General features: G+C 73.0%; 20 protein-coding genes. 12 read left to right on the forward strand and 8 right to left on the reverse strand.

The annotated features are described in order from the left end of the window. Positions 1–8: 8 nt before the first annotated feature. From PVK74_RS10985 to PVK74_RS11000, 4 genes are all read left to right on the forward strand, one after another. A complete protein-coding gene (locus PVK74_RS10985) occupies positions 9–1,952 on the forward strand; it encodes an amylo-alpha-1,6-glucosidase (RefSeq protein WP_069087736.1) in 1,944 nt (647 codons plus the stop codon). A 130-nt stretch (positions 1,953–2,082) separates the two neighbouring features. Next, the gene (locus PVK74_RS10990; RefSeq protein ID WP_274479023.1) at positions 2,083–3,408 is read left to right on the forward strand and encodes a glycosyltransferase family 4 protein; all 1,326 of its coding nucleotides are present in this window, start codon (positions 2,083–2,085) and stop codon (positions 3,406–3,408) included. A 79-nt stretch (positions 3,409–3,487) separates the two neighbouring features. Then, the gene (locus PVK74_RS10995) at positions 3,488–5,773 is read left to right on the forward strand and encodes a serine/threonine-protein kinase (protein WP_069087734.1); all 2,286 of its coding nucleotides are present in this window, start codon (positions 3,488–3,490) and stop codon (positions 5,771–5,773) included. 200 nt (positions 5,774–5,973) lie between these two features. Beyond that, positions 5,974–6,783: a metal-dependent hydrolase gene (locus PVK74_RS11000; RefSeq protein ID WP_043329783.1), complete on the forward strand. Its 810-nt coding sequence runs from the start codon at positions 5,974–5,976 to the stop codon at positions 6,781–6,783. A 1-nt stretch (position 6,784) separates the two neighbouring features. Here the strand turns inward: PVK74_RS11000 and PVK74_RS11005 are convergent, their stop codons facing one another. Beyond that, positions 6,785–6,925: a hypothetical protein gene (locus PVK74_RS11005; protein WP_274479024.1), complete on the reverse strand. Its 141-nt coding sequence runs from the start codon at positions 6,923–6,925 to the stop codon at positions 6,785–6,787. A gap of 344 nt (positions 6,926–7,269) precedes the next feature. Between PVK74_RS11005 and PVK74_RS11010 the strand changes: the two genes are divergently transcribed. The 8 genes from PVK74_RS11010 to PVK74_RS11045 are packed head-to-tail and all read left to right on the forward strand — an operon-like array spanning position 7,270 to position 16,271. After that, positions 7,270–8,271 (forward strand): LacI family DNA-binding transcriptional regulator, encoded by a 1,002-nt coding sequence (locus tag PVK74_RS11010; protein WP_274479025.1) that lies wholly within the window; start codon positions 7,270–7,272, stop codon positions 8,269–8,271. A gap of 40 nt (positions 8,272–8,311) precedes the next feature. After that, positions 8,312–9,907: an FAD-dependent oxidoreductase gene (locus tag PVK74_RS11015; protein ID WP_274479026.1), complete on the forward strand. Its 1,596-nt coding sequence runs from the start codon at positions 8,312–8,314 to the stop codon at positions 9,905–9,907. A 22-nt stretch (positions 9,908–9,929) separates the two neighbouring features. After that, positions 9,930–11,213, forward strand: a complete 1,284-nt coding sequence (locus PVK74_RS11020) for an ABC transporter substrate-binding protein (protein ID WP_043329780.1) — start codon at positions 9,930–9,932, stop codon at positions 11,211–11,213. 11 nt (positions 11,214–11,224) lie between these two features. Then, positions 11,225–12,172, forward strand: a complete 948-nt coding sequence (locus tag PVK74_RS11025) for a carbohydrate ABC transporter permease (RefSeq protein ID WP_043329779.1) — start codon at positions 11,225–11,227, stop codon at positions 12,170–12,172. After that, positions 12,162–13,004 (forward strand): carbohydrate ABC transporter permease, encoded by an 843-nt coding sequence (locus tag PVK74_RS11030; RefSeq protein ID WP_013475968.1) that lies wholly within the window; start codon positions 12,162–12,164, stop codon positions 13,002–13,004. Before PVK74_RS11025 ends, PVK74_RS11030 begins: the two co-directional genes overlap by 11 nt. Continuing rightward, complete coding sequence (locus PVK74_RS11035; RefSeq protein WP_274479027.1) at positions 13,001–13,921, forward strand: ROK family protein; 921 nt, start codon at positions 13,001–13,003, stop codon at positions 13,919–13,921. Before PVK74_RS11030 ends, PVK74_RS11035 begins: the two co-directional genes overlap by 4 nt. Further along, positions 13,918–14,631, forward strand: a complete 714-nt coding sequence (locus PVK74_RS11040) for an N-acetylmannosamine-6-phosphate 2-epimerase (RefSeq protein WP_043329777.1) — start codon at positions 13,918–13,920, stop codon at positions 14,629–14,631. The genes PVK74_RS11035 and PVK74_RS11040 overlap by 4 nt, the downstream gene beginning before the upstream one ends. After that, a complete protein-coding gene (locus PVK74_RS11045; RefSeq protein WP_104115808.1) occupies positions 14,628–16,271 on the forward strand; it encodes a DUF4127 family protein in 1,644 nt (547 codons plus the stop codon). Before PVK74_RS11040 ends, PVK74_RS11045 begins: the two co-directional genes overlap by 4 nt. A gap of 35 nt (positions 16,272–16,306) precedes the next feature. Here PVK74_RS11045 and PVK74_RS11050 read toward each other — a convergent pair whose 3' ends face one another. From PVK74_RS11050 to ngcE, 7 genes are all read right to left on the reverse strand, one after another. Next, complete coding sequence (locus PVK74_RS11050) at positions 16,307–17,023, reverse strand: VOC family protein (protein ID WP_274479028.1); 717 nt, start codon at positions 17,021–17,023, stop codon at positions 16,307–16,309. A gap of 81 nt (positions 17,024–17,104) precedes the next feature. Then, on the reverse strand, positions 17,105–17,437 hold the full coding sequence (locus PVK74_RS11055) for a TfoX/Sxy family protein (RefSeq protein ID WP_064445374.1): 333 nt from the start codon (positions 17,435–17,437) through the stop codon (positions 17,105–17,107). Between the two features lie 40 nt (positions 17,438–17,477). Further along, positions 17,478–18,071 (reverse strand): nucleotidyltransferase family protein, encoded by a 594-nt coding sequence (locus tag PVK74_RS11060; protein ID WP_030500339.1) that lies wholly within the window; start codon positions 18,069–18,071, stop codon positions 17,478–17,480. Between the two features lie 140 nt (positions 18,072–18,211). Beyond that, positions 18,212–19,879, reverse strand: coding sequence for a bifunctional 3'-5' exonuclease/DNA polymerase (locus PVK74_RS11065; protein ID WP_274479268.1), 1,668 nt, complete (start codon positions 19,877–19,879; stop codon positions 18,212–18,214). Between the two features lie 138 nt (positions 19,880–20,017). Then, positions 20,018–20,968 carry a carbohydrate ABC transporter permease gene (locus tag PVK74_RS11070; RefSeq protein WP_274479029.1) on the reverse strand — a complete coding sequence of 317 codons (951 nt, stop codon included), beginning with the start codon at positions 20,966–20,968 and terminating at the stop codon, positions 20,018–20,020. A 13-nt stretch (positions 20,969–20,981) separates the two neighbouring features. After that, positions 20,982–21,923: a carbohydrate ABC transporter permease gene (locus tag PVK74_RS11075; RefSeq protein ID WP_043329767.1), complete on the reverse strand. Its 942-nt coding sequence runs from the start codon at positions 21,921–21,923 to the stop codon at positions 20,982–20,984. A gap of 22 nt (positions 21,924–21,945) precedes the next feature. Then, on the reverse strand, positions 21,946–23,358 hold the full coding sequence (ngcE, locus tag PVK74_RS11080; RefSeq protein WP_043329765.1) for an N-acetylglucosamine/diacetylchitobiose ABC transporter substrate-binding protein: 1,413 nt from the start codon (positions 23,356–23,358) through the stop codon (positions 21,946–21,948). Between the last annotated feature and the right edge of the window lie 13 nt (positions 23,359–23,371).

Consider the following 23,371-nt stretch of genomic DNA (forward strand, 5'->3'; position numbering starts at 1 on the left):
GAGGAAAGTTGATCGACATCCGTTTCGGGCCGCGCGTCTGCGGTGAGCTGTCCGCCGCCGCCACGCGGGAATGGCTGGTCACCGACGGGCTCGGCGGATACGCCATGGGCACCGTCGCCGGGCTGCGTACCCGCCGGTATCACGGGCTGCTCGTGGTGGCCGGCGACACGCCCGCGTCCCGAAAGGTGGGACTGGCGAGCCTCGACCCGGCGGTGACGCTGCCGTCGGGGCGGCAGGTCCGCCTCGGCGCGCACGAGTGGTCCTCCGGCGTGGTCGACCCGCGCGGCTTCGAGCTGCTGGAGCGCTTCGACCTCACCGACGGGGTGCCGCGCTGGCGGTGGCGCGTCGGCGACGTGGTGATCGAACGGGAGATCGCCATGACGTACGGCCGCTCGTGCGTCGCCGTCGTACACCGGTTGATCTCCGGCGGCCCGGTGCGGCTCGACCTCGCGGCGGCCTGCACGTGGCGCGACGCGCACGGCGAGCGGCGCGCCGACGGTCCGGCGCCCCGGCTGGAGGCGGCGGCCGGCGGCGCGGTGATCGACGGCGCGTACCGGCTCGCCGGGCCGGACTGGACCCCGGAGGGGCAGTGGTGGCACGGGGTACGCCACCGGACCGAGGCCGAGCGCGGCCTGCACCCGGACGAGGACCTCTGGTACGCGGGCCGGTTCACCGGCGCGCTGGACGAGCCCGGCGCGACGGTGTCGGTGCTGGCCTGGGCGGGCGACCTGGCCGAGGAGCCGCCCCCGGCGACCGCGGTGGTCGAGTCGACCCGGCGGCGCAACCGGGCCGTGACGGCGGCGGCGAAGCCCGGCGACGCGGTCGAGGCGACGCTCGCGCTCGCCGCCGACGCGTTCGTGGTACGCACCGCCACCGGCCCGGACGTGGTCGCCGGCTACCCGTGGTTCGGGGCCTGGTCGCGCGACACGATGATCTCCTACGAGGGCCTGTTCCTGTGCACGAACCGGGCCGACGAGGGCCGGGACCTGCTGCGGGCGTACGCGGCGACGCTGTCCGAGGGGATGCTGGCGAACACCGCCGACACCGGCCGGGTCGAGCACAACACCGTCGACGGCACGCTGTGGTTCCTGCACGCGGTCAGCCGGCACGTCACCGTCACCGGCGACACCGACCTCGGCGACGAGCTGCTGCCCGCGCTGCACGGTGTGGTCGAGGCGCACGTGGCGGGCACCCGGTACGGCATCGGCGTCGACCCGGCCGACGGGCTGCTGACCCAGGGCGGCCCGCCGGACGTCGCGCTCACCTGGATGGACGCCCGGGTGTACGGGGTGCCGGTGACCCCGCGTACCGGCAAGCCGGTCGAGGTGAACGCGCTGTGGATCAACGGGCTGGCCGGGCTCGTCGAGCTGACCGAGCTGGCCGGACGCGACGCCTCGGCGCTGCACGCGCTGCACCGGCGGGCCGCCGCCGCGTTCCGGGAGCGGTTCCCCGCCCCGGCCGGCTGGCTGTACGACGTGGTGGACGCCCCGGCGCCGGCGTACCCGCTGGGCGGTGCCACGCACCACGACGACGACCTGCTGCGCCCCAACCAGCTGCTCGCCTGGTCGCTGCCGTACGCGCCGCTGGAGCCGGACGAGGCCACGCTGCGCCGGATCACCGAGGCGCTGTTCACCCCGCTCGGCCCGCGCAGCCTCGCCCCGGGCTCCCCCGGCTGGACCGGCCGGCACCGGGGCGGGCCGGCCGAGCGGGACTCCGCCTACCACCAGGGCACCGTCTGGCCGTGGCTGACCGGTCCGCTGCTGGACGCGTACCGCCGGGCCGGGCTGCCCACCGACGACCTGCTGGTCGGCCTGGAGGGCCACCTCGCCGAGGACGGCCTGGGCTCGGTGAGCGAGACCGCCGACGGCGACGCCCCGCACGCGGCCACCGGCTGCCCGTTCCAGGCGTGGTCGGTGGCCGAGCTGCTGCGCGCACGGCGGACACGCCGGTAACGCGTTACAGACCGGCAACCGGCGCGTCGCCGCCGGTTATCGACCCCTGGGCAGGATGGGTGCCGACCCCACCGGACACCGCGGCGACGCCGCCGCCGGGGTGGGGACGCCACAACTCAAAGGGGGCCGCGTGTCAGCTGACGCCGAAGTGATCGACATCCAGCCCGCCCGGCGCCTGCGGGTGCTGCTGCTCTCCTGGGAGTACCCGCCGGTGCTCGTCGGTGGCCTCGGCCGCCACGTCCACGCGCTGTCCGTGGCGCTGGCCGCCGCCGGGCACGAGGTCACGGTCGTCACCCGCCACGCCGAGGGCGCCCCGCTGGAGGAGTACGCCGAGGGCGTGCGCGTCGTCCGCGCCGCCGAGGATCCGGTCCGGTTCCCGCTCGCCACCGGCTCGCTGCTGGCCTGGACCATGGCGTTCAACCACACGCTGACGCGGGCCGCGCTGCGCGCCGCCTCCGCCGGCTCCTACGACGTGATCCACGCCCACGACTGGCTCGTCGCGCACACCGCCGTCACGCTTGCCGAGCACCTGGACGTGCCGCTTGTGACCACCATCCACGCCACCGAGGCCGGGCGGCACCAGGGCTGGCTGCCGGAGGAGATGAACCGCACCATCCACGGCGTCGAGCACTGGCTGAGCAACGCCTCCGGGCGGGTGATCGCCTGCTCCGGGTACATGCGCGAGCAGGTCGCCCGGCTGTTCGGCGTACCGTCCGGGCGCATCGACGTGGTCGCCAACGGCGTCGACGACCGGGCCTGGCGGGCCCGGCCGCAGGCGGTCGCCTCCGCCCGGGCCCGCTTCGCCGCGGACGGGCCGCTGGTCGGGTACGCCGGCCGCCTGGTCTACGAGAAGGGCGTGCAGCACCTGGTGCACGCGGTGCCGCGCCTGGCCGACCAGCACCCCGGCCTGCGCGTGGTGATCGCCGGGGACGGGCCGTACAAGGACGAGCTCATCGACCAGGCGCGGCGGCTGCGGCTGGGCGACACGGTCCGGTTCGCCGGCTTCATGGACTCCACCCAGCTGCCCGCGGTGCTCGCCGCCACCGACGCCACCGTGATCCCCAGCCTCTACGAGCCGTTCGGCATGATCGCGCTGGAGGCGGCGGCCGCCGGCGCGCCGCTGGCGGTGGCGCGTACCGGCGGGCTGGCCGAGATCGTCGAGCCGGGGGTGACCGGGGTGACGTTCCCGCACGGCGACCCGGACGCGCTGGCCGGCGCCGTGGACCGGCTGCTCGCCGACGAGGTGTTCGCCCGCCGGGTGGCGCGCCGGGCCCGGACCATGGTCACGCAGCGGTACGCCTGGTCCGCGATCGCCGCCCGCACCGCGGGCAGCTACGCCGCCGCGCGCCGCGACCACGACGGGTTCCAGGCCCGCCGGGCCACCGCCCTGCTGGCCCGGGACCGGTCCGCGATCACCATTCCGGAAGGGAATCTGCTCGCCGGTACGGCCAGTTAGGGCATGACGTCTCGCCGTGCGATAGGTACCGTCCGATCCGTTGGCTATTGTGGACCACTGACCAGCGGTGAGGAGTGCGGTGCGGGACGTAGTGATCGCCGGACGGTACCGCCTGCTCGACCTGGTCGGTCGCGGCGGGATGGGCCAGGTCTGGCGGGCGCGCGACGAGGAACTGCATCGCGAGGTCGCGGTGAAGCAGGTCGTGCCGCCGAACTGGCTCGCCGAGAACGAGCGGGACGAACTGCGCGCCCGTACGCTGCGCGAAGCGCGGACGTCCGCGCGGCTCAACCATCCCAACGTGGTCCGCGTCTACGACGTGGTCCGGGTCGAGGGCGACCCCTGGCTGGTCATGGAGTACGTCCCGTCCCGCTCCCTCCAGGAGATCATCGAGACCGACGGGCCGCTGCCGCCCGGGCGGGCCGCCGAGATCGGGCTGGCGGTGCTCGCCGGGCTGCGCGCCGCGCACGACGCCGGGGTGCTGCACCGGGACGTGAAACCCGCGAACGTGCTGCTCGCCCGGGACGGCCGGGTGCTGCTCACCGACTTCGGGCTGGCCGTGTTCCAGGGCGGCGACGGCGCCATGACCCGCCCCGGCCTGGTCCTCGGCTCCCCCCAGTACGTGGCGCCGGAGCGGGCCGCCGAGGGCGTGTCCAGCGTCGAGGCGGACATGTGGTCGCTCGGCGCCACGCTGCACGCCGCCGTGGAGGGCCGCTCGCCGTACGCCCGCAGCACCGCCATGGCCACGCTCGCCGCGCTCGCCACCCGGCCGCCCGACCCGGCGCCGCACGCCGGCCCGCTGACGCCGGTGCTGGCCGGGCTGCTGCGGCGAGACCCGCGCGCCCGGCTCGGCCACCACGAGACCGCCCGCCTGCTCGGCGTGGCCGCGGTGTCGGACGCCGACGCGACGGCGGCCGGCGGGTCCGCGGGCCGGTCCGCCGTACCGTCCGATCGGCCGGCCGCCGGGCGCGAGGGCGACGCTCGGGGACGTCCCCCGGGCGCGGGCGCCGGTGACGAGCCGGCGGCTGCGGCGGCGGGCGTCGTGTACCCGGACCTGATGCCGCCGGCCGCCGCCGCCCGCGCCTGGAGCCGGGCGGCGAAGCGCAGCGAGTGGGCGCCGCCCCCCGAGGGTGACCGGGCGCCACCGCCGGGCGGTCCGTCCGACTCCGCCGACCTGCCGGAGCGCTCCGGCGAGTCCGGCCGGTCCGGCCCTTCCGGCACGGCCGCCCGCTCCGGCCGGCCCGCGCCGCGCGACGGCGCCGAGCGGTCCGGCCCCGTGGGCTCGGCGGACCGACCCGAGCCACCGCCGCGCCCCCGCCCGGAGCCGCCGCAGCGGGACCGGTCCGACGAATTGAAGCGGGCGGAGTCCCCCGCGACCACGCCGGCGGAGCCGCCCCGGGCGGCCCCGGACCGCTCGGGTCCGGTCAGCCTCGGCCCGACGGTCCTCACCAGCTTCGTCGACCCGGGGAGCCCGACCGGCCCCGAGTCCGCGCCCCGCGCCGACGCGCTGAGCCCGGTGCGCATCCCCGGCCCGGACGCGGCGCCGGTCGCCCGCCCGGCCCCGGTCGCCCACAGCGGCCCCGCCGACAGCGGTGCGCTGCGGGCCGGCCCGCCCCCGCCCACCGGCGTTCCGCGCCCCCCGGACCGGCCGCTCGACGCCGAGGATCAGAAGCGGCTGCGACGCTGGGGGCTCGCCGTGGGCGCGGTGCTGCTCGCCGTGGCGACCGGCGTCGGCACCGCGCTGGCGGTCACCGACGGCGCCGACGAGCATCCGGAGGCGCGCCGGTCCGGCGAGGCCGTCGCCCGGCCCTGGGATCATCAGCCCGGCGGCCCGGGCGTGCCCCCTCCCCCGTTCCCCTGCGTCCGGCCGGACGTGACGGGCACGCCGGTCCGCAAGGGCCCACCTCCCGAGGACCCGGCGGTGAACGTGCCGGCCGGCTGGGTCTGGCCCGCCGACACCGGCGGCTTCCACATCGCCCTGCCCGCCGGGTGGCTGCAGCTGCGCTCCGGCGACACGACCTGCTTCCAGGACCCGGCCACCCGGCGCATCCTCGGCGTCGAGCCGTATCCGGGTGGGGATCCGGTGGGCCGGCTGCGCTCGTCCGAGCGGGATCTGACCTCCGCCGGTCGGCTGCCGCAGTACGAGAAGATCCGGCTGGCCGCCGACGGTCCGGGCGCGGAGTGGGAGTGCCGGTGGACCGCGCCGTACGGCGAGCGGATGCGCGCGTTGCGCGTACTGCCCGGTCAGCGGGCCGGGTGGACGCTCGGGCTGACCACGTCCGACGCCGACTGGGCGGACGCGTCGAAGCAGTTCGCGGTCATCCGGGCGAGCCTCGGCACGGTCCGGCCCACCCGTACCGCGGGCTGAGCCGCACCCCGTCCCATCACCGACAGTCGGCGTGGCGGCGGCAGCCCGGCCCGCCATAATTCCGGGTGGCACTGGTACGCCGTCGCGCGTCCGCGGCACCCCTTCCCCAGTGGACCGTCCGGCTGATGCCCCGCTGTCGCACGGGCTGACTACAGTGGCGTAGTTTCGTGGATCAAGATCTTCGGGAAGGGCGAGCCGAGATGATGGGACCGTCCCACGCGCTCTCGGGCGCGGCGGTGTGGCTGACCGGCTCCTGGGCCATGGCCCAGTTCGCGGACTACCACCAGACACCGCTGGCGCTGGCGGTGGGCACTGCGGTCTGCGCGGGCGGTGCGCTCTTCCCCGACCTCGACCTGTCCGGGAAGGTCACCCGCAACCAGGGCGGCGCCACCGTGGCCCGCACGTTCGGCGTGGTCAGCCTCTTCGTCGCCGAGGTGGTGGAGAAGATCTCACTCGGCGTCTACTACGCCACCAAGCTCAGCAAGGATCCGCGCCGCAACAACGGGCACCGCACGCTCACCCACACCATCCCGTTCACCGTGCTCGTCGGCTGGGGCACCACCGCGCTCTGCGCCCACTACGGCAAGTGGGCCGTCGTCGGAATCCTCTTCTTCATGATCGGCCTGGCGCTGCGCGGGCTGTTCGACAAGTGGGCCGAGCGCGCGGGCTGGGTGGTGGTCACGCTGGTGTCCGCCGCCGCGGCCTGGTTCACGTTCGCCAACCTGCCCGGCGACCGGGGCTATCCGATGATCGGCCTCGCCGTCGGCGTGGGCTGTTTCGTGCACATCCTCGGCGACATGATCACCCGGGCCGGGGTGCCGATCCTGTGGCCCATCCCGATCAAACGCCGGATGTGGACGATGATCGGCCTGCCCAACAAGATCGCTCTGCGTACCGGCAGCAAGGCCGAGACGGTGGTGCTGCGCACCGCGATGACGATCCTGTCCGTCCTGGCCGCGGTGGGGCTGGTCGCGCCCTCGGTGCTGCAGCGCTTCGACATCCAGGTGTAGGTCAGCCCGCCTCGGCGCGTACCGGGCGGGCGGTGGCCGCCCGGGCCCCGATCAGCCGGGCCGTCCAGCCCACGCCGCGACGGCGCCACGACCGTCCGATGAGAACGGTAATGCCCGGGGTGGCGGCGGGCAGAGGCCGCACCCGGCATCACTCTGGGTAGGGAAGCAAGCGTCGTCGATCATCCGTGCGGACGATCGACGACACGCTAATGCGCATTAGCGCGGAGGTCCGCCTACTGTCGCGCGCCCGGTCGGCCCTTGTCAAGATTCCCGCCCGAACAACCGCAGGGCAGCGGCGGGCGCGGTTGCTAATCCGCATTACATCAGGGAGTTCATCGAACGGAAATCTTCCGGCCACCCCTTGACAGGACGCCGGGAGAGCAGAGAGGCTCCATCCCGACCCGATCGCTAATACGCATTAGCGGAAGTGGAAGGACCGACGTGACCCCTCCCCCCAGGCGTGTCACCCAGCGTGACATCGCGCGCATGGCCGGCGTCAGCCAGGCGACCGTGTCGCTGGTGCTCAACAACCGCACCGACGCCGACGTCCGGATCGCGCCGGAGACACGGGACCGGGTCTTGCAGGTCATCGCCGAGACGGGATACGCCGCCGACCCGGCCGCCCGCCGCCTCGCCTCCGGGTTCAACCGGATCATCGGCGTCTTCACCTACGAGCCGGCCTTCCCCAGCGGCAGCCGGGACTTCTTCCACCCGTTCCTGCTCGGCATCGAGGAGTACGCCGAACGGGTCGGCTGCGACCTGCTGCTGTTCACCAGCGCCCCGGTGGTGGCCGGCCGGCGGCGCATCTTCCACCAGGACAACCGGCTGCGGCTGGCCGACGGCTGCATCCTGCTCGGCCGGGAGATCGACGGCGCGGAGCTGCTCCGGCTCAACCGCGACGGGTTCCCCTACGTCGCCGTCGGACGCCGCGACGACGCCGGCGGCCCGGTGCCCTACGTCGGCGCCGACTACGCCAGCGCGGTCCACCGGCTGGCCGAGCGGGCGGTGGAGCTGGGACACCGGCGCCTGACGTACGTGGGCATGGGCACCTCGGCCGAGTCCTCGCACGACCGGCGCAGCGGTTTCCACGCCGGCGCGACCGGCGCGGACAGCGCCCGCCAGATCACCGCAACGGCGGAGACCGCCGACGCCACAGTGGACGACCTTCGGGCCGACGGCAGCACCGTCGCCTTCGTGGAGGACTTCGCCACCGCCGTGGCGCTGGAGGCGTCCGCCCGCCGCAAGGGGCTGACGGTGCCCGGTGACCTGTCCGTCGTGACCCTCGGCGACCCGACCGTCCCGGTGCCCACGGACATCACGTTCACCGGGTTCCGCATCCCGCGCGAGGAGATGGGCCGCCAGGCCGTCGAGGTGCTGACCGGCGTCATCGACGGCAGCGCCGGCGGCCTCCAGCAACGGCTCCTGCCCTGCGAACTCGTCGAGGGCGACACCCTCGGCGTCCCTGGATCGGCGGCCGACCGGCGCTGACACGCCCGGCCGCGCAACTGGAAGGAAGCAAGTGGTACTAATGCGTGCGGACGTCCTCGTCGTCGGGGGCGGACTGGGCGGTGTCGCCGCGGCGCTGGCCGCGGCCCGTGCCGGCCGGTCCGTCATCCTGACCGAGGAGTTCGACTGGCTCGGCGGGCAGCTCACCAGCCAGGCGGTCCCGCCGGACGAGCACTCCTGGATCGAGCAGTTCGGCGCCACCGCGAGCTACCGGGAGTTGCGCGACGGCATCCGCGACTACTACCGCCGCCACTACCCGCTGACCGAGCGGTCCCGGGCGTGGACCGACCTGAACCCGGGCGCGGGCTGGGTGAGCCGGCTCTGCCACGAGCCCCGGGTGGCGGTCGCGGTCCTGGAGCAGATGCTCGCGCCGTACCGGGGGTCCGGGCGGCTCACGGTGCTCCAGCCGTACCGGCCGGTCGCGGCCGAGACCGACGGCGACCGGGTCACCGGCGTCACGCTCGCCCACCGGGACCGCGACGAGCGGATCGAGGTGGAGGCGCCGTACGTCCTGGACGCCACCGAGACCGGTGAGCTGCTGCCACTGACCGGCACCGAGTACGTGACCGGGTTCGAGTCGCAGGCGCAGACCGGTGAGCCGAGCGCGCCCGCGCAGGCGCAGCCGCTGAACATGCAGGCGGTGTCCGTCTGCTTCGCGCTGGACCACGTCGACGGCGACCACACCATCGACCGGCCCGCCGGGTACGACTTCTGGCGCGACTACAAGCCGGACTTCTGGGGCGACCGGCTGCTGTCCTGGCGGTCACCCCACCCGCGCACGCTGGAGATCGTCGAGCGCAGCTTCACGCCGAACCCGGACGACGACCCGCTGGGCGTCAACGCCGACCAGCGGCTCAACCCGGGCGACGGCAACCTGTGGACGTTCCGGCGCATCGCGGCGCGGCGCAACTTCGTCGACGGCGCGTACGGCAGCGACATCACGCTCGTCAACTGGCCGATGATCGACTACTTCGAGGGCCCGGTCATCGACGTGCCGAACGCGTCCTGGCACCTGTCCCAGGCACGCGAGCTGTCGTACTCCGTCCTGTACTGGCTGCAGACCGAGGCGCCCCGTCCCGACGGCGGCACCGGCTACCCGGGGCTGCGGCTGCGCGGCGACGTGACCGGCAGCCCCGACGGGCTGGCGCAGGCGCCCTACATCCGGGAGTCGCGCCGCATCCGCGCCGAGTACACGGTGGTCGAGCAGGACCTCTCCCTGGCGGTACGCGGCGAGCACGGCGCGGTGAACTACCCCGACTCGATCGGCGTCGGCATGTACCGCATCGACCTGCACCCGTCGACCGGCGGCGACAACTACATCGACGTCGGCTCCTGCCCGTTCGAGATCCCGCTCGGCGCGCTCATCCCGCAGCGGATGGAGAACCTGCTGCCGGCCGGCAAGAACATCGGTACCACGCACATCACCAACGGCAGCTACCGACTGCACCCGGTCGAGTGGAACGTCGGTGAGGTCGCCGGCCTGCTGGCCGACTTCTGCCTTGCGCGGGGCGAGTCCCCGCGCGCGGTCCGCGGCACCCCCCGCCTGCTGGCCGAATTCACGGACCGCATCTCGGCCGCCGGCGTGGAATGCCGCTGGCCGCAGATCGCGGGCTACTGAACCCCCGGTGAGGAGAAGGAAAGTGAGATACGGAAGACTGTCCGGCCTGGTCGCGGCGACCATGACCGGTGTGCTCGCCCTGACCGCCTGCGGCGGTGGCGGCGACGCCAAGGACGACGGTCCGGCGAGCCTGCGGATGACCGTCTGGTCGGCGAACGAGGCGCACCTCAAGCTGTTCAACGAGATCGCCGACGAGTACCGCAAGAACAACCCGGACGTCGCGGAGATCAAGTTCGATCCGCTGCCGTTCGAGAACTACACCACGACGCTCACCACGCAGATCGCCGGCGGCAACGCGCCGGACCTCGCGTGGATCTTCGAGAACTCGGCTCCGGACTTCGTCGCCTCCGGCGCGCTGAGCCCGCTCGACGACACGCTGAAGAAGGCCGACGGCTACCAGTACGACGACCTGTCCCCCGCCACGCTGAAGCTGTGGCGCAACGACGGGAAGCTCTTCGCGTACCCGTTCTCGACCTCGCCGTTCGGCGTGTTCGTCAACAACGACATGCTCAAGAAGGCCGGGCAGAAGACCCCGGCCGAGCTGATCGCGGCCGGGCAGTGGAACTGGGACACCGCGCTCGCCGCGGCCGGCGCCACAGCCGCGAAGTCGGGCAAGGCCGGGCTCGTGGTCCGCGACTTCGACTACAAGGGCTGGGACAACCTGGCCACGTTCTGGACCGGCTGGGGCGCCCAGGCGTGGAGCGAGGACGGCCGCAGCTGCGGGTTCAACAGCCCGGAGATGGTCGAGGCGATGACCACGCTGCACAAGGCGATCTTCACCGGCAAGGCGCTGCCCGGTCCGGGCACGACCGCCGACTTCTTCGCCGGTGACGCGGCCATGACCGTCACCCAGATCTCCCGCGCCTCGCTGCTGAAGGAGAACGGCTTCGACTGGGACCTGGTCCCGCTGCCGGCCGGTCCGAAGGGCCCGTACGCGGTGGTCGGCCAGGCCGGCATCGGCGTGATGAAGAAGAGCCCGCACGCCGAGCAGGCCGCCGACTTCCTGGCCTTCTTCACCAACCCCACCAACTCGGCGAAACTGGCCCAGTTCTTCCCGCCGCCGCGGCAGTCCCAGCTGACCGCCGAGACGCTGGCGAAGACGAACCCGAAGCTCAAGCCGGAGCAGCTGCAGAAGGTCGTCATCGACGGCATCACCAACGGCACGGTCAAGCCCAGCCACTCCGGGCAGGCCGAGCTGAGCCAGCAGGTGCGCGCCGCGCTCGACCCGCTGTGGAAGGCGGACGCGGACGTCAAGGGCGTACTCGACGGCGTCTGCTCCAAGATCCAGCCGCTGCTGGCGAAGTAGGGCCGAGGATCATGACCCAGACGGACACCAGGGTGGGCCCGGCTGCTGCCGGGCCCGCCCCGGGCCGGGCCCGGCCGTTCTGGACCACCCGCCGCCGGGACCAGCTCACCGGATACCTGTTCATCACCCCGCAGCTGCTCGGCAGCGTGGTCTTCGTGATCCTGCCGCTGGTCCTCGTGGTCTGGTACAGCCTGCACGAGTGGAACGTGCTGGCCGGCAGCTTCGACTACATCGGCACCGACAACTACGCCGCGCTGGCCGACGACCCCAACCTGGGCCCGGTGCTGCGGTCGACCGGCCTGTTCTCGGTCGGCCTGGTCGTGTTCAACCTCGGCCTGGCGTTGCTGCTGGCCGTCCTGCTCAACCAGAAGCTGCGCGGGACCATCGTGTTCCGCACCCTGTTCTTCTCCCCCGTGGTGGTCTCGCTCGTCGCGTGGACCATCGTCTGGGGCTTCCTGCTGCAGGACAACGGCGGCATCAACGGCCTGCTCGACACGATCGGCGTCGACGGCCCCAACTGGCTGCGCGGCGAGGGCACGGCGATGCTGTCGGTGATCGTCGTGCAGGTGTTCAAGAACGTCGGCCTGAACATGGTGCTGTTCCTGGCCGCCCTGCAGGGCGTGCCGGCCGAGCTGTACGAGGCCGCCGAGGTCGACGGCGCGAGCCGGCTGCGCCAGTTCTGGCGGATCACCGTGCCGCTGATCAGCCCGACGATCATGCTCACGTCGATCATCACGGTGGTCGGCTCGCTGCAGGTGTTCGCGCAGATCGCGGTGCTGACCCAGGGTGGACCCGGCACCTCGACCACGGTGCTCGTCTACTACCTCTACCAGCAGGCCTTCCAGTTCCATCACTTCGGCTACGGCGCCACGCTGTCGATCCTGCTGTTCGTCATCGTGCTCGCGCTGACGGTGCTGCAGTGGCAGATGCGCAAGAGGTGGGTCTTCCATGAATCGTGACCTGTCCCGGCGGACCAAGCTGGTGCTCTACGGGGTGCTGATGGTCCTGGCCGTCCCGTTCGTGTTCCCCACCTGGTGGATGGTCACCTCGTCGCTGAAGCCGGTGGCGGACATCTTCTCCTTCCCGCCGCAGCTGCTGCCGACCGATCCGCGGCTGGACGCGTACCGGCGGGTGTTCGAGCTGCAGCCGTTCGGGCAGCAGTACCTGAACAGCCTCTACATCGCGCTGCTGGTCACCGTCGGCACGCTCGCCGTGGCGTCGCTGGCCGGGTACGCGTTCGCGCGGATCCGGTTCCGGGGACAGAACGTGCTGTTCCTGGTCGTCCTCGCGGGCCTGCTCATCCCGAGCGAGGTGACGATCGTGCCGCTGTTCCAGATGTTCTTCAAGCTCGACCTGATCGACACCCACTGGCCGCTGATCCTGGTGCCGATCTTCGGGGCGCCGAGCGTGCTGGCCACGTTCATCATGCGGCAGTTCTTCATCAGCCTCCCCGGTGAGCTGGAGGAGGCGGCGCGGGTCGACGGGCTGGGACGCTTCGCCACGTTCTGGAAGATCGCGCTGCCGCTGTCCCGGCCCGCGCTCGGCGCGGTGGCCATCTTCACGTTCCTGCACAGCTGGAACCTGTACCTGGAACCGATCGTGTTCCTCTCCTCGCCGGACAAGTTCACCCTGCCGCAGGCGCTCACCCAGTTCGTCGACGCGTACGGCGGTCCGATGTGGGACGTCCAGCTCGCGGCGGCGTCGATGACCGCGCTGCCGGTGCTGGCGGTGTTCGTCATCGCGCAGAAGCAGTTCGTCGAGGGCCTCGCGCACACCGGTCTGAAGGGATGACCGAGCCGGTCGTCGGGATCGACATCGGCGGCACCAAGACCGCCGCCGCCCTCGTCGGTCCCGGTGCGCGGGTGCTCGACCGCCGCGAGGCGCCCACCCCCGCGCGCGGCGGGCCGGCCGCGGTGCTGGACACCGCCGCCGGCCTGGCCGCGGATCTGCTCGCCGCCGCCGGCCCCGGACCGGTCGGGGTGGGCACCGCGGGCACCGTCGACCCGGCGACCGGCGCCATCCGGTACGCCACCGACAGCCTGCCCGGGTGGGCCGGCACCCCGGTGGCCGACGAGCTGGCCACGCGGCTGGGCCGGCCGGTGCGCGTCACCAACGACGTCGCCGCGGCGGCGCTGGGCGAGTGCTGGGCCGGAGCCGGACGGGGCCGGGGGCACGTGCTGCTGGCCGCCGTCGGCACCGGGCTGGGCGGCGCGATCGTCAACGACGGGCGGGTCGAGGGCGGTGCCCGGGGCGCGGCCGGCCAGCTCGGGCACCTGCCGGCACCGGGCGCCCACCGGCTGCGCTGCGGCTGCGGCCGGTACGGGCACCTGGAGGCGATCGCCTCCGGCACCGGCCTGGCCGCCGCGTACGCGCTCACCGGCGGTGACCCGGTCACCGGCCGGGAGGTGGCGCGGCGCGCGGCGGCCGGTGACGCGACCGCCCGGCAGGTCGTCGACCGGGCCGGCGCCGCGCTCGGCGCGGCCCTGGCCGGGCTGGTCGCCCTGCTCGACCCGGATGCGGTGGTGGTCGCCGGCGGCGCCGCCGCCACGCTGCTTCCCGCCGCCACGGCCGCCTACCGGGCGGAGCTACCCGGCGGCTGGGCGCACGTGCCGCTGCTTCCGGCGGCGCTGGGCGCCGACGCGGTGGTGGTCGGCGCCGCCCGGCTCGCCACCGCACCGCCCCATCACCACGGAGGAACAAGCACGTGAGTGTCCTGGACGAACTCGCCGGCGGGCTGGTCGTGTCCTGCCAGCCCCTGCCCGACGACCCGGACGACCCGATGCGCGACCCGTACGTCCAGGCCCGCGTGGCGGCCGCCGTGGTCCGCGGCGGCGCGGTGGCGGTCCGGGTCAACGGCCCCGACGACGTGCGGGCCGTACGCGCCGCCGTCGACGTGCCGGTGATCGGGTTGTACAAGCACGGCACGCAGGGCGTGTTCATCACCCCGACCGCCGGGCACGCCCTCGAAGCGGCGCGGGCCGGGTCGCACGTCGTCGCGGTGGACGCCACCGACCGTCCCCGGCCCGACGGCCGGACCTTCGCCGACACCGTCCGCGCGGTCCACGAACAGAGCGACGCGTTGGTCCTGGCCGACGTCGCCACGGTGGCCGAGGGCGTCGCCGCCGTCGAGGCCGGCGCGGACGCGGTCGCCACCACGCTGTCCGGCTACACGCCGGCCGGCCCACCGATCGACGGGCCCGACCTCGGGCTCGTGGCGCGACTCGCCGCGCTGCTGCCCGTGCCGGTGATCGCCGAAGGGCGCTACCGGACCACGGAGCAGATCAGCCGGGCCTTCGAGGCGGGCGCCCACGCGGTGGTGATGGGCAACGCCGTCACCTCACCGCTGTGGATCACCCGCCGGCTGGTACCGGCCACCCCCCGGGCGGCGAGCGCGCCGGAGAAAAGGGAGCATCGATGAAGAGAAGAACCCTTCTTGCGGCCACCGGCGCGGCCGGCCTGGCCACCGTCGCCCTCGGCGGCCCCGCGTTCGCCCGGCCCGCCGGCCGGCGACCGAGCGTGGCGCTGGTGCCGCTGGACGACCGGCCGGTCAACACGTACTGCGCCGAGATGACCGGTGCGAGCGCCGACGCCGAGGTGCTGCTGCCGCCGCGGAACCTGCTGGGCCGTTTCTTCACCCCCGGTGACGGCGCCGGCATCGCCCGCTGGCTCGACGGCACCGACCGCGTCGACGGGTACGTGATCTCGGTGAGCATGCTGGCGTACGGGGGCCTGATCGCCTCGCGTACCGCCGCTCCGGCCCTGGCCGACGCGTTGCGCAACCTGGAGGCGATCCGGCGGCTGCGCGCACGCCGGTCCGACGCGGTGATCGAGGTGCACGACACGATCCAGCGGCTCGCCATCACCAGCACCGGCACCGACCTGGACAACTACCGTGACCTGCTGGTCCAGTGGGCCAAGCTGTACGACCAGGTGGTCAACCTGGGCCAGGAGGCGCTGCGGGGCCAGCTCGACGCCGTGCGGGCGCGCATCCCGGACGCCGTGGTCGAGGACTACCTGGCCGCCCGGGCACGCAACCACCAGGTCAACCGGCTGATGGTGGAGTGGGTCGCGGACGGGACGATCAGCCACCTGGTGCTCTCCGAGGACGACACCGCGCCGGTCGGCCTGGCCCGCGCCGAGCGGGTCGAGCTGGAGGCGCTGGTGGCGCGGCTCGGCGTCGGCGACCGGGTGGAGATCTTCCCCGGCGCCGACGAGGTCAACGCGCTGCTCGTCGCGCGCGTCGTCGCGGCCGGCGCCGCGCCCACCTACCGGGTGGAGTACGCCGGGGTGTCCGGCGAGGGCTGGACCGCCGCGCTGGAGGGCATCCCGTTCGCGGAGAACATCCGCCGGCACGTCACCTCGGTGGGCGGCCGGGTGGTGACCGGCGACGCGGACATCGTCCTCGCGGTGAACACCCCGTCGGCGGCGGCCGGGCAGCGGGCCGCCGACCTGGACGCGTTCGTCGGCCGCATCGGTGAACTGCTGGCCGCCGGCACCCAGGTGATCGTGGTGGACCCGCTGATCGTCAACAAGGGCGACCACGACCTGGTGTCCCGGATGGAGTCCCGGCTGGACCTGCCGGCGCTGCTGTCGTACTCGGGGTGGAACACCGGCGGCAACGCGCTCGGGCTGGCGCTCGCGCACGGCACCGCGCGGTGGGCGTACCTGCGTTCGTCCGGCAGCGGCTTCGGCGTGCCGGAGCTGCGCGGGCCGGCCCAGGCGCACGCCGAGTACCTGCTCTACCGGTTCGTCAAGGACGACCCGTGGAAGAACGTGGTGCAGGTCGAGGCGTACGCGCACGCCCGCGCGCAGGGCTGGGATCCGCTGGCGCTGACCGCCGAGCAGAAGCGCTACTTCGACGGCTGGGTACGCGACCGGCTGGTGCCGCTGACCGAGCGGTACTTCGCCGACCACTTCGCCGGGCACGAGCTGGTGCTCGGGGTACGCGGACGTAAGACCTTCACCGCGACGCTGGACCGGGTCACGGCGGTGCGGGTCGAGCTGCCGTGGGACCGGCTGTTCGAGGTCACGCTGGAGCCGAGCCTGCGGCTGCGCTGACCGGTGCGGGTGCGGTCCCCCGGGCCGCACCCGCCTCAGCGGGGCGTCAGCAGGCAGAACTCGGTGCCGTCCGGATCGGCCAGCACCACGTCGCCGACGGTGTGCCGGCCCGTACCGGCCCGGGTCGCGCCGAGCGCCAGCAGCCGGTCGATCTCCGCGTCCCGGTCACCGGCCGCGACCAGGTCCAGGTGTACGCGGTCCCGCCCGCCGGCGTCCATCAGCGGCGGCCCGCTCCAGGTGACCTTCGCGCCCCCGCGCGGCGACTGGATCGCTGTCTCCTCGCCGTGGTCCCAGACCAGCGGCCAGCCCAGCGCCTCGGTCCAGAACAGGCCGGCCGCCCGGGTGCCGTCGCAGTTGACAGCGCCGACCGGGCCGCAGCCGGCGAGGAAGGTGTTGCCTGCCCCGATGACGCAGAACTCGTTGCCCTCCGGGTCGGCGAGCACCACATGGTCGTCGTCCGGGCCCTGGCCGATGTCGATGTGCCGCCCGCCCAGCGTCAGCGCGCGGTCGACGGTGTCCCGCTGGGCCTGCGGCGACGCGCTGGTCAGGTCGAAGTGGATCCGGTTCTGCACGGTCTTCGGCGCGTCGCTGGGCAGGAACCGGATGCGGACGTCGCTGTGGGCGTCGCCGCCGAGCGCCACGCCTTCGCGCGGGTCGTCGAGGATCTCCCGGCCGAGCACGCCGGACCAGAACCGCGCGAGCCGCCGCGGGTCGCCCGCGTCCATGCTGACCGCGTAGAGGTGAACCGCCATCCGTCGTCTCCGATCCCCCGCTGCCGACTGGCCGCAGCGTAGGACGGGCCGGGCCGGGCGCGCACCCGGATATCCGGCGGGCTACTTCGCCGGCAGCGTACGCGCGAAGCGGACCCCCCGGTCGACCCAGCGGGCCAGGTCGGCGTCGCGCTCGCAGGCGGCGGGCGACACGGTGACCCAGCCGCGCATCACCCAGCCCCGCATGACGGTCGCCTCGGCGCCGGGCTCGGCGAGCGCTCGGTCGGCCTCGGCCGGGTCGACCCGGACCATCAGGCCGCCCGCGCCGCGCACCACCACCGCCATGTTGCCGCGCAGCATCATCGCCAGGCCGCCGAACATGCGCCGCTCGGTGATCCCGGGCTCACCCCCGAGGCGTTCGCGTACGCGGTTCGCCAGGTCCTCGTCGTAGGCCACGGTCCGATCCTGGCACCCGGGTCCGACAGGCGGGCGCGCCTCAGGCGCCGACGCGCTGTTCGGGGATGGACAGGCCGTACAGCGCCATCAGTTCCGGACTGTCGATCCGGCTGCCGTCGGCCACCGAGTCGCAGGCGATGTCGACGATCTGGTCCTTGTGCGCCAGCAGGTACGGCCGGGCGCCGACGTCGGCGCTGGCCAGCGTGGCGATGCCGGACCAGTGGCGGCGGCCGAACAGCATCGGGTAACCGCGCAGCCCGTCATAGGTGGCGCAGACCAGCACGTCCGGGTACGGCAGCGCGGTCACCCGGCGGACCGCCGCCGCGGTGAGCCCGGGCATGTCCACCGGCACCACGACGACGGCCTCGATGTCGTCGTCGGTGAGCGCGGCGAGCCCGGCCCGGATCGAGGAGCCCACGCCGGTGCCCCACGCGCGGTTGACCACGACCGTGGCGCCGGTCAGGTCGGTGGTCTGACGCACCTGCTCGGCCGCCGCGCCCAGGACGACCACGACCTGTGCGCAGCCCGCCTCGGCCATCGTGTCGATCATCTGGCTCACCAGCGGCTTCTCGCCCTGGTGCAGCAGCGCTTCGGGTCCGCCGATGCGGCGGCCGCCTCCGGCGGCGATGATCATTGCAGCGATCCGGTTCAGCTGTGCCCCCTCGATCAGGGGACGGACCGGGCACAGCCGCCCGGTCCGTCCCGTCGTACGCACACCGGGCCCAACGAGCACGACCGGATGCGGGTAGCGGGGCAAAACGGAAATTTGCGTGACTATGCCGCGTCTGCGTAGCAGTCGACAGTGGACGTGTCGAGCGGGAACCGGACCGGAGTGTCGCCGAACAGCAACCGCGTGGCCCGCGCGCCGGCCGCGGTGACCGCCTCCGCGACCGCCGCCGCCCGCCCGGCCGGGCAGTGCACCACCACCTCGTCGTGCTGGAAGAACACCAGCTCCGCCTCCGTGCCCGCCAGCTCGGTGCGCAGCGTCGCCAGCAGCGTGGAGGCCCACTCGGCGGCAGTCGCCTGGATGACGAAATTACGGGTGAAACGACCACGCGACCGGGCCGCCCGGGCCGACGGGCTGTGCGGGTCGGCCTCGCCGTCGGGCAGCGCCTCGTCACCCTCGGCGAACCCCGCCGACCCCGGCGGGCAGGTACGCCCCAGCCAGGACCGGACCAGCCCACCCGCCTCACCGGTGCGCGCCGCCGCCTCCACGTAGCCGAACGCGGTCGGATAGTTCTTCCGCAGCACCGCCAGCGCCGGCACCGCCGCGCCGCCGGTCTGCCCGTACATCGCCCCGAGCAGGGCCACCTTGGCCCTCGCCCGGTCACCGGCGAACGCGTCCCGGGCCAGCGCGGCGTACAGGTCACCGGCCCCACCCGCCGCGGCGAGCCGCTCGTCACCGGAGACCGCCGCGAGCACGCGCGGTTCGAGCTGGCCCGCGTCGGCGACCACGAACGTCCAGCCCGGGTCCGCCACCACTGCCTGCCGGATCACCTTCGGGATCTGCAACGCCCCACCGCCCCGGGTCGCCCACCGGCCGGAGACCACGCCGCCCGGCACGTACTCCGGGTGGAACCGGCCGCCGGCGACCCAGGCGTCGCGCCAGGCCCAGCCGTGCGCCGTCCAGATCCGGTACAGCTCCTTGTACTCCAGGACCAGCGGCGCCGCCGGATGCTCCACCCCGCGCAGCACCCAGGCCCGCGTGTTCGGCAGGTCCACGCCCGCGCGGGCGAACGCCCGCAACAGCTCCGCCGGCGAGTCGGCGTGCACCTGGCGTACGCCGAACGCGTCGGCGATCCGGGCCTGCAACTCGGCCAGCCGACGCGGCGGCCCGCCCACCGGTGACGCCTCACCGAGCAGGTCGGCCAGGATCGCGTCGTGCACGTCGACGCGCCACGGCAGACCGGCCGCGCCCATCTCGGCGGCGACCAGCGCGCCCGCCGACTCGGCGGCCACCAGCAGCCGGAACCGGCCGGGATGGGTGGTCGCGGCGATCCGGGCGAGCTGGTCGGCGTACACCCGGGTCAACGCCGTGACGCCCGGACCGGGCGGGCCCGACGGCGGCTCGAAGAGCGCGGCCTGGGCCTGGCCCGGCGGCTCGGGCGGGCGGGGCGCCGGGTCCGGCGGTACCGGCGCGCCGGTCAGCCGGGCCCAGGCGGCCGGCAGCGCGCGGGGCTCGCCCCAACGGCCGGCGTGCCCGAGCAGCAGCGCCTCGGTCAGCTCGACGTCGTGGCAGCGGTCGAGGCGCACCCCGGCGCGCAGCAGCGCCGGGTAGACGCCCACCCAGGCGGCCCAGAGCCAGCGGGGGTGCCCGGCGGCCTCGCGGGCGGCCACCGCGGCGGCCAGGTCGGTGACCTCCTCGGCCGGGCCGGCCGGGGTGCCGTCGGCGTGCAGCGGTTGCAGCACGCCGCCGCCCCGCTCGTCCGCCACCACCGCCATCAGCACGGACGCATTCTGCCCCCTCCCCCCGACACGCTCCGCGTGTAAGGAAGGGCCCCCTCTTAACGCCTGCGGTAGAGGAAGGGCCCCTTCTTAACGCTCAGCGTTAAGAAGGGGCCCTTCCTTGCGTCCGGCGGGTTACTTGCCGACGCCGGCGGTGAGGCCGGACTGCACCTGGCGCTGGAAGACGATGTACACGATCAGCACCGGCAGCATCGCCATGGTGACACCAGCGAAGAGTCCGCTCCAGTCCGACTTGTAGCCCTGGTTGACCGACAGCTCGATCAGCCCCTGGGCGATCACCTGGTTCTTCGGCTCGCCGGAGACCGACTGCATGAGCAGCGTCGGCAGGTACCACTGGTTCCACTGGCCGAGCACGTTGAAGATGCCGATGCTGATCAGGCCCGGCTTGGCCATCGGCAGCATCACGCTGAAGAAGGTGCGGCTGTGCGACGCCCCGTCTACCTGGGCCGCCTCGGCGATCGAGTCGGGCAGCGTCCGGAAGAACGAGTGCATGAAGAAGATCGTGAACGACAGCGACCAGGCCACGTAGACCAGGATCAGCATGAGGTGCTTGTTCGGGCCGAGCAGCGGGAGGCTCACCCCGGTGTTGTAGACGCCCTTGAACAGCGGTACCGCGGCCAGGTAGATCGGCAGCGTCAGCCCGGACAGGAACATCCAGTAGATCAGCCGGTTGCCGCGGAACTCGTAGCGCGCCAGCGCGTACGCGGCCATCGAGCCGAGCAGCATCGTCAGCGTCACGCTGAACACGAGCACGAGCAGCGTGTTCAGGAAGAAGCTGTCGATCCCGGCGGTCCAGGCCCGGGCGAAGTTGTCCCACTGCAGCGCGTCGGGGATCAGCGACAGCGGTTCGCGGATCACCTCGGAGTCGGTCTTGAGCGCCGACATCACCACCCACAGCAGCGGGTAGACCACCATGATCGCCCAGACCGCGAGGAACAGGTGCGAGAAGCCGTTGAAGATCCGGCCGCCGAAGCCGTTGCCGACGTCCCGCCGGGCCGCGGGCGGGCGGGCCGGCGGCGCCGTGTCGGACCGGGCCGGACCGGAGGGGTGCGTCACCGTACTCATCGTCCAGACCTCCTCAGAACTCGATCCGCTCACGGCGGGTGATCCTCAGCTGGAGCGCGGCCAGCAGGATGGTGAAGATGGCCAGCGCGACGGCGATCGCGCAGGCGTAACCGAACTGGCCCTTCTGGAAGGCGTTGAACTGGATCACCGAGGCGAAGATCTCGCTGGCGTGGTTCGGTCCGCCCTGGCTCGGCGTCATGACGAAGACCAGCGCGTACATGTCCAGCGCGATGAAACCCAGATAGACCCAGGCGACCGAGATGCTGTCCCGCAGCAGCGGCAGCGTCACCTTGAAGAACGTGTGGAACCGGCCGGCGCCGTCGAGGATGGCGGCCTCGTAGATGTCCTTCGGGATCGACTGCATCGCGGCGGAGAACAGCACCATGTAGAAGCCGGCGCCGCTCCACACCGCGATGAACAGCAGCCACCAGAGCACCGCCGGCACGCCGAGGAACGGCTCCGGGTCGGCGGTGAAGGCGATCGGGTTGTCCGCGTCGACCAGCCCGATCTTGATGAGCAGGCCGTTGATCAGGCCCTGCCCGTCGGTGCGGTAGATCTGCTGCCACATGACGGCGATGACCACCAGCGACAGCACCTGCGGGAAGAAGAAGATGACCTTGTAGATCCCGGAGCCGAAGACTCCGCGGATGCCGGCCCTGTCCTCGCGTCCGCCCACGTTGAGCAGGAACGCGAGGAACAGGGCCAGCGCGATCGTGAACAGCGGCACGGTGACCAGGAAGAACACGTTGTGCCAGAACGCCTTCCGGATCAGCTCGTCGGAGAACAGCCGGACGTAGTTGTCCAGCCCGACGAAGCGCTGGGAATCGGAGTACCCGCCCCAGTCGGTCAGCGAGTATCCCGCCGCCTGGGCGAACGGCCACACCACGTAGAACAGGTACAGCGCGACGGGCAGGGCCAGGAAGCCCGTGACGAAACGCGCGACTCCGTGCCGCATTGGACTCACTTCCTCGCGGTGATCAGGCGGTGCGGGTCTGCTTCTTGATCGACGAGTCCTTGGCGACCTTGTCGGCGGCCGCCTGCATCTTGTCGACGAACTGCTGCGCGGTCAGGCGGCCGGCCATGAGCTCCTCGGAGAGGTTCTGGCTCTCCTTGTCCAGGTCGGCGTAGAAGTCCGGGAACTTCACCGAGATCAGGTCCGAGCTGCCGTTCTTCATCAGCGAGTTCGCCGACGCCAGCGCGGTGTCCTGGACGTTGTCGCCGGAGCCCTTGGTGGAGGCCAGCGACTTGGTCAGCTCGGCGAACTTCGCCGAGCCGGCCTTGGAGAGGATGGCCCGCAGGAACTCCTTCGCGGCCTCCTTGTTCGGCGCCTTGCTCGGCACCACGAAGCCCTCGCCGGAGGAGGCGAAGACGTCCTTGGCGGCCTTGTCCCCGCTCTTGCTCCAGTAGTCGGAGATGGTCATCTCGAAGCCCGGCGGGATGGTCGCGGCCATCTCGTTCTTCAGCCAGGTGCCGACCTGGATGAAGGCCGCCTTGCCGTCCAGGAACGCCTGCTGCGACTGGGTGTGGTCGAGCTTGCCCGGCAGCAGCAGCTTGTCCTTGACCAGCTTCTCCCACGGCTCCAGCGCCGCGACGATGCCGTCGGCCTTCCAGGCGCCGTCCTTCAGGTTGTCGATGTCGACGACGGCCTGCTTGCCGACCGCCTTCCAGATGCTGGCGAACAGCGCCCAGCGCGGGTAGTAGCCGTGCACCGCGTCGTGCACGTACGGCGCCATGCCCTTGGCCTTGATCTTCGGCGCGAGCGCGAAGAACTCGTCCCAGGTGGTCGGCGCCGTCCAGCCCTCCTTCTTGAACAGGGCCGCGTTGTACCAGTTGCCCCAGACCGTGTACGCCACGTTGACGACGTAGAACTTGCCGTTCTGCGTACCGTCGGCGACCGTGCCGGGCAGCAGGCTGTCGGCGACGGTCCCCTCGCTGTCCCAGGCCGGCGCGGTGAGCAGGTCGTCCAGCGGCTCGATCGCGCCCTCGTTGATCAGCGTGCTGCGGTCCATCATGTCGGCGCCCGAGTTCATCACCAGGTCGCTCGGCTGCGTCGCCATCTTGGGCTGCTCTTCGGTCTTGATCTTCTGGGTGGAAGACATGTTGACCGTGATGTTCGGGTGCTTGGCGTTGAAGATGACCTTGTCTTCCTTGGCCCACTGGTCGCCCAGGCCGCCGTTGAAGACCACCACCTTGACCGCGCTGCCGTCCTTGACGCCGAACGGGTTGTCCTTGCTCTTGGCCGCGCCGCCGCCGTCGGACTTGCTCGGCTCGCTGCCGGCGCAGGCGCTGAGCAGACCGGCCGCCGGTACGGCCAGCAGACCGGCCGCCGCGGCACGCTGCAGCAGGGTCCGACGGCTGACGTCGCCGAACTTCTCGGGAGTAACCGACATCTTGTCTCTCCTT

Origin of the sequence: Micromonospora chalcea (assembly GCF_028768405.1) — a bacterium.
GTDB classification, from domain to species: Bacteria; Actinomycetota; Actinomycetes; order Mycobacteriales; family Micromonosporaceae; genus Micromonospora; species Micromonospora chalcea.

Coding starts and splice junctions, on each gene's coding strand:
- PVK74_RS11050 (WP_274479028.1), bottom strand. CDS start 17,023: ATGGCGGTTCACCTCTACGCGGTCAGCATGGACGCGGGCGACCCGCGG.
- PVK74_RS11010 (WP_274479025.1), top strand. CDS start 7,270: ATGGCCGGCGTCAGCCAGGCGACCGTGTCGCTGGTGCTCAACAACCGC.
- ngcE (WP_043329765.1), bottom strand. CDS start 23,358: ATGTCGGTTACTCCCGAGAAGTTCGGCGACGTCAGCCGTCGGACCCTG.
- PVK74_RS11015 (WP_274479026.1), top strand. CDS start 8,312: ATGCGTGCGGACGTCCTCGTCGTCGGGGGCGGACTGGGCGGTGTCGCC.
- PVK74_RS11025 (WP_043329779.1), top strand. CDS start 11,225: ATGACCCAGACGGACACCAGGGTGGGCCCGGCTGCTGCCGGGCCCGCC.
- PVK74_RS11045 (WP_104115808.1), top strand. CDS start 14,628: ATGAAGAGAAGAACCCTTCTTGCGGCCACCGGCGCGGCCGGCCTGGCC.
- PVK74_RS11035 (WP_274479027.1), top strand. CDS start 13,001: ATGACCGAGCCGGTCGTCGGGATCGACATCGGCGGCACCAAGACCGCC.
- PVK74_RS11030 (WP_013475968.1), top strand. CDS start 12,162: ATGAATCGTGACCTGTCCCGGCGGACCAAGCTGGTGCTCTACGGGGTG.
- PVK74_RS11075 (WP_043329767.1), bottom strand. CDS start 21,923: ATGCGGCACGGAGTCGCGCGTTTCGTCACGGGCTTCCTGGCCCTGCCC.
- PVK74_RS11000 (WP_043329783.1), top strand. CDS start 5,974: ATGATGGGACCGTCCCACGCGCTCTCGGGCGCGGCGGTGTGGCTGACC.
- PVK74_RS11065 (WP_274479268.1), bottom strand. CDS start 19,879: ATGGCGGTGGTGGCGGACGAGCGGGGCGGCGGCGTGCTGCAACCGCTG.
- PVK74_RS11060 (WP_030500339.1), bottom strand. CDS start 18,071: ATGATCATCGCCGCCGGAGGCGGCCGCCGCATCGGCGGACCCGAAGCG.
- PVK74_RS11070 (WP_274479029.1), bottom strand. CDS start 20,968: ATGAGTACGGTGACGCACCCCTCCGGTCCGGCCCGGTCCGACACGGCG.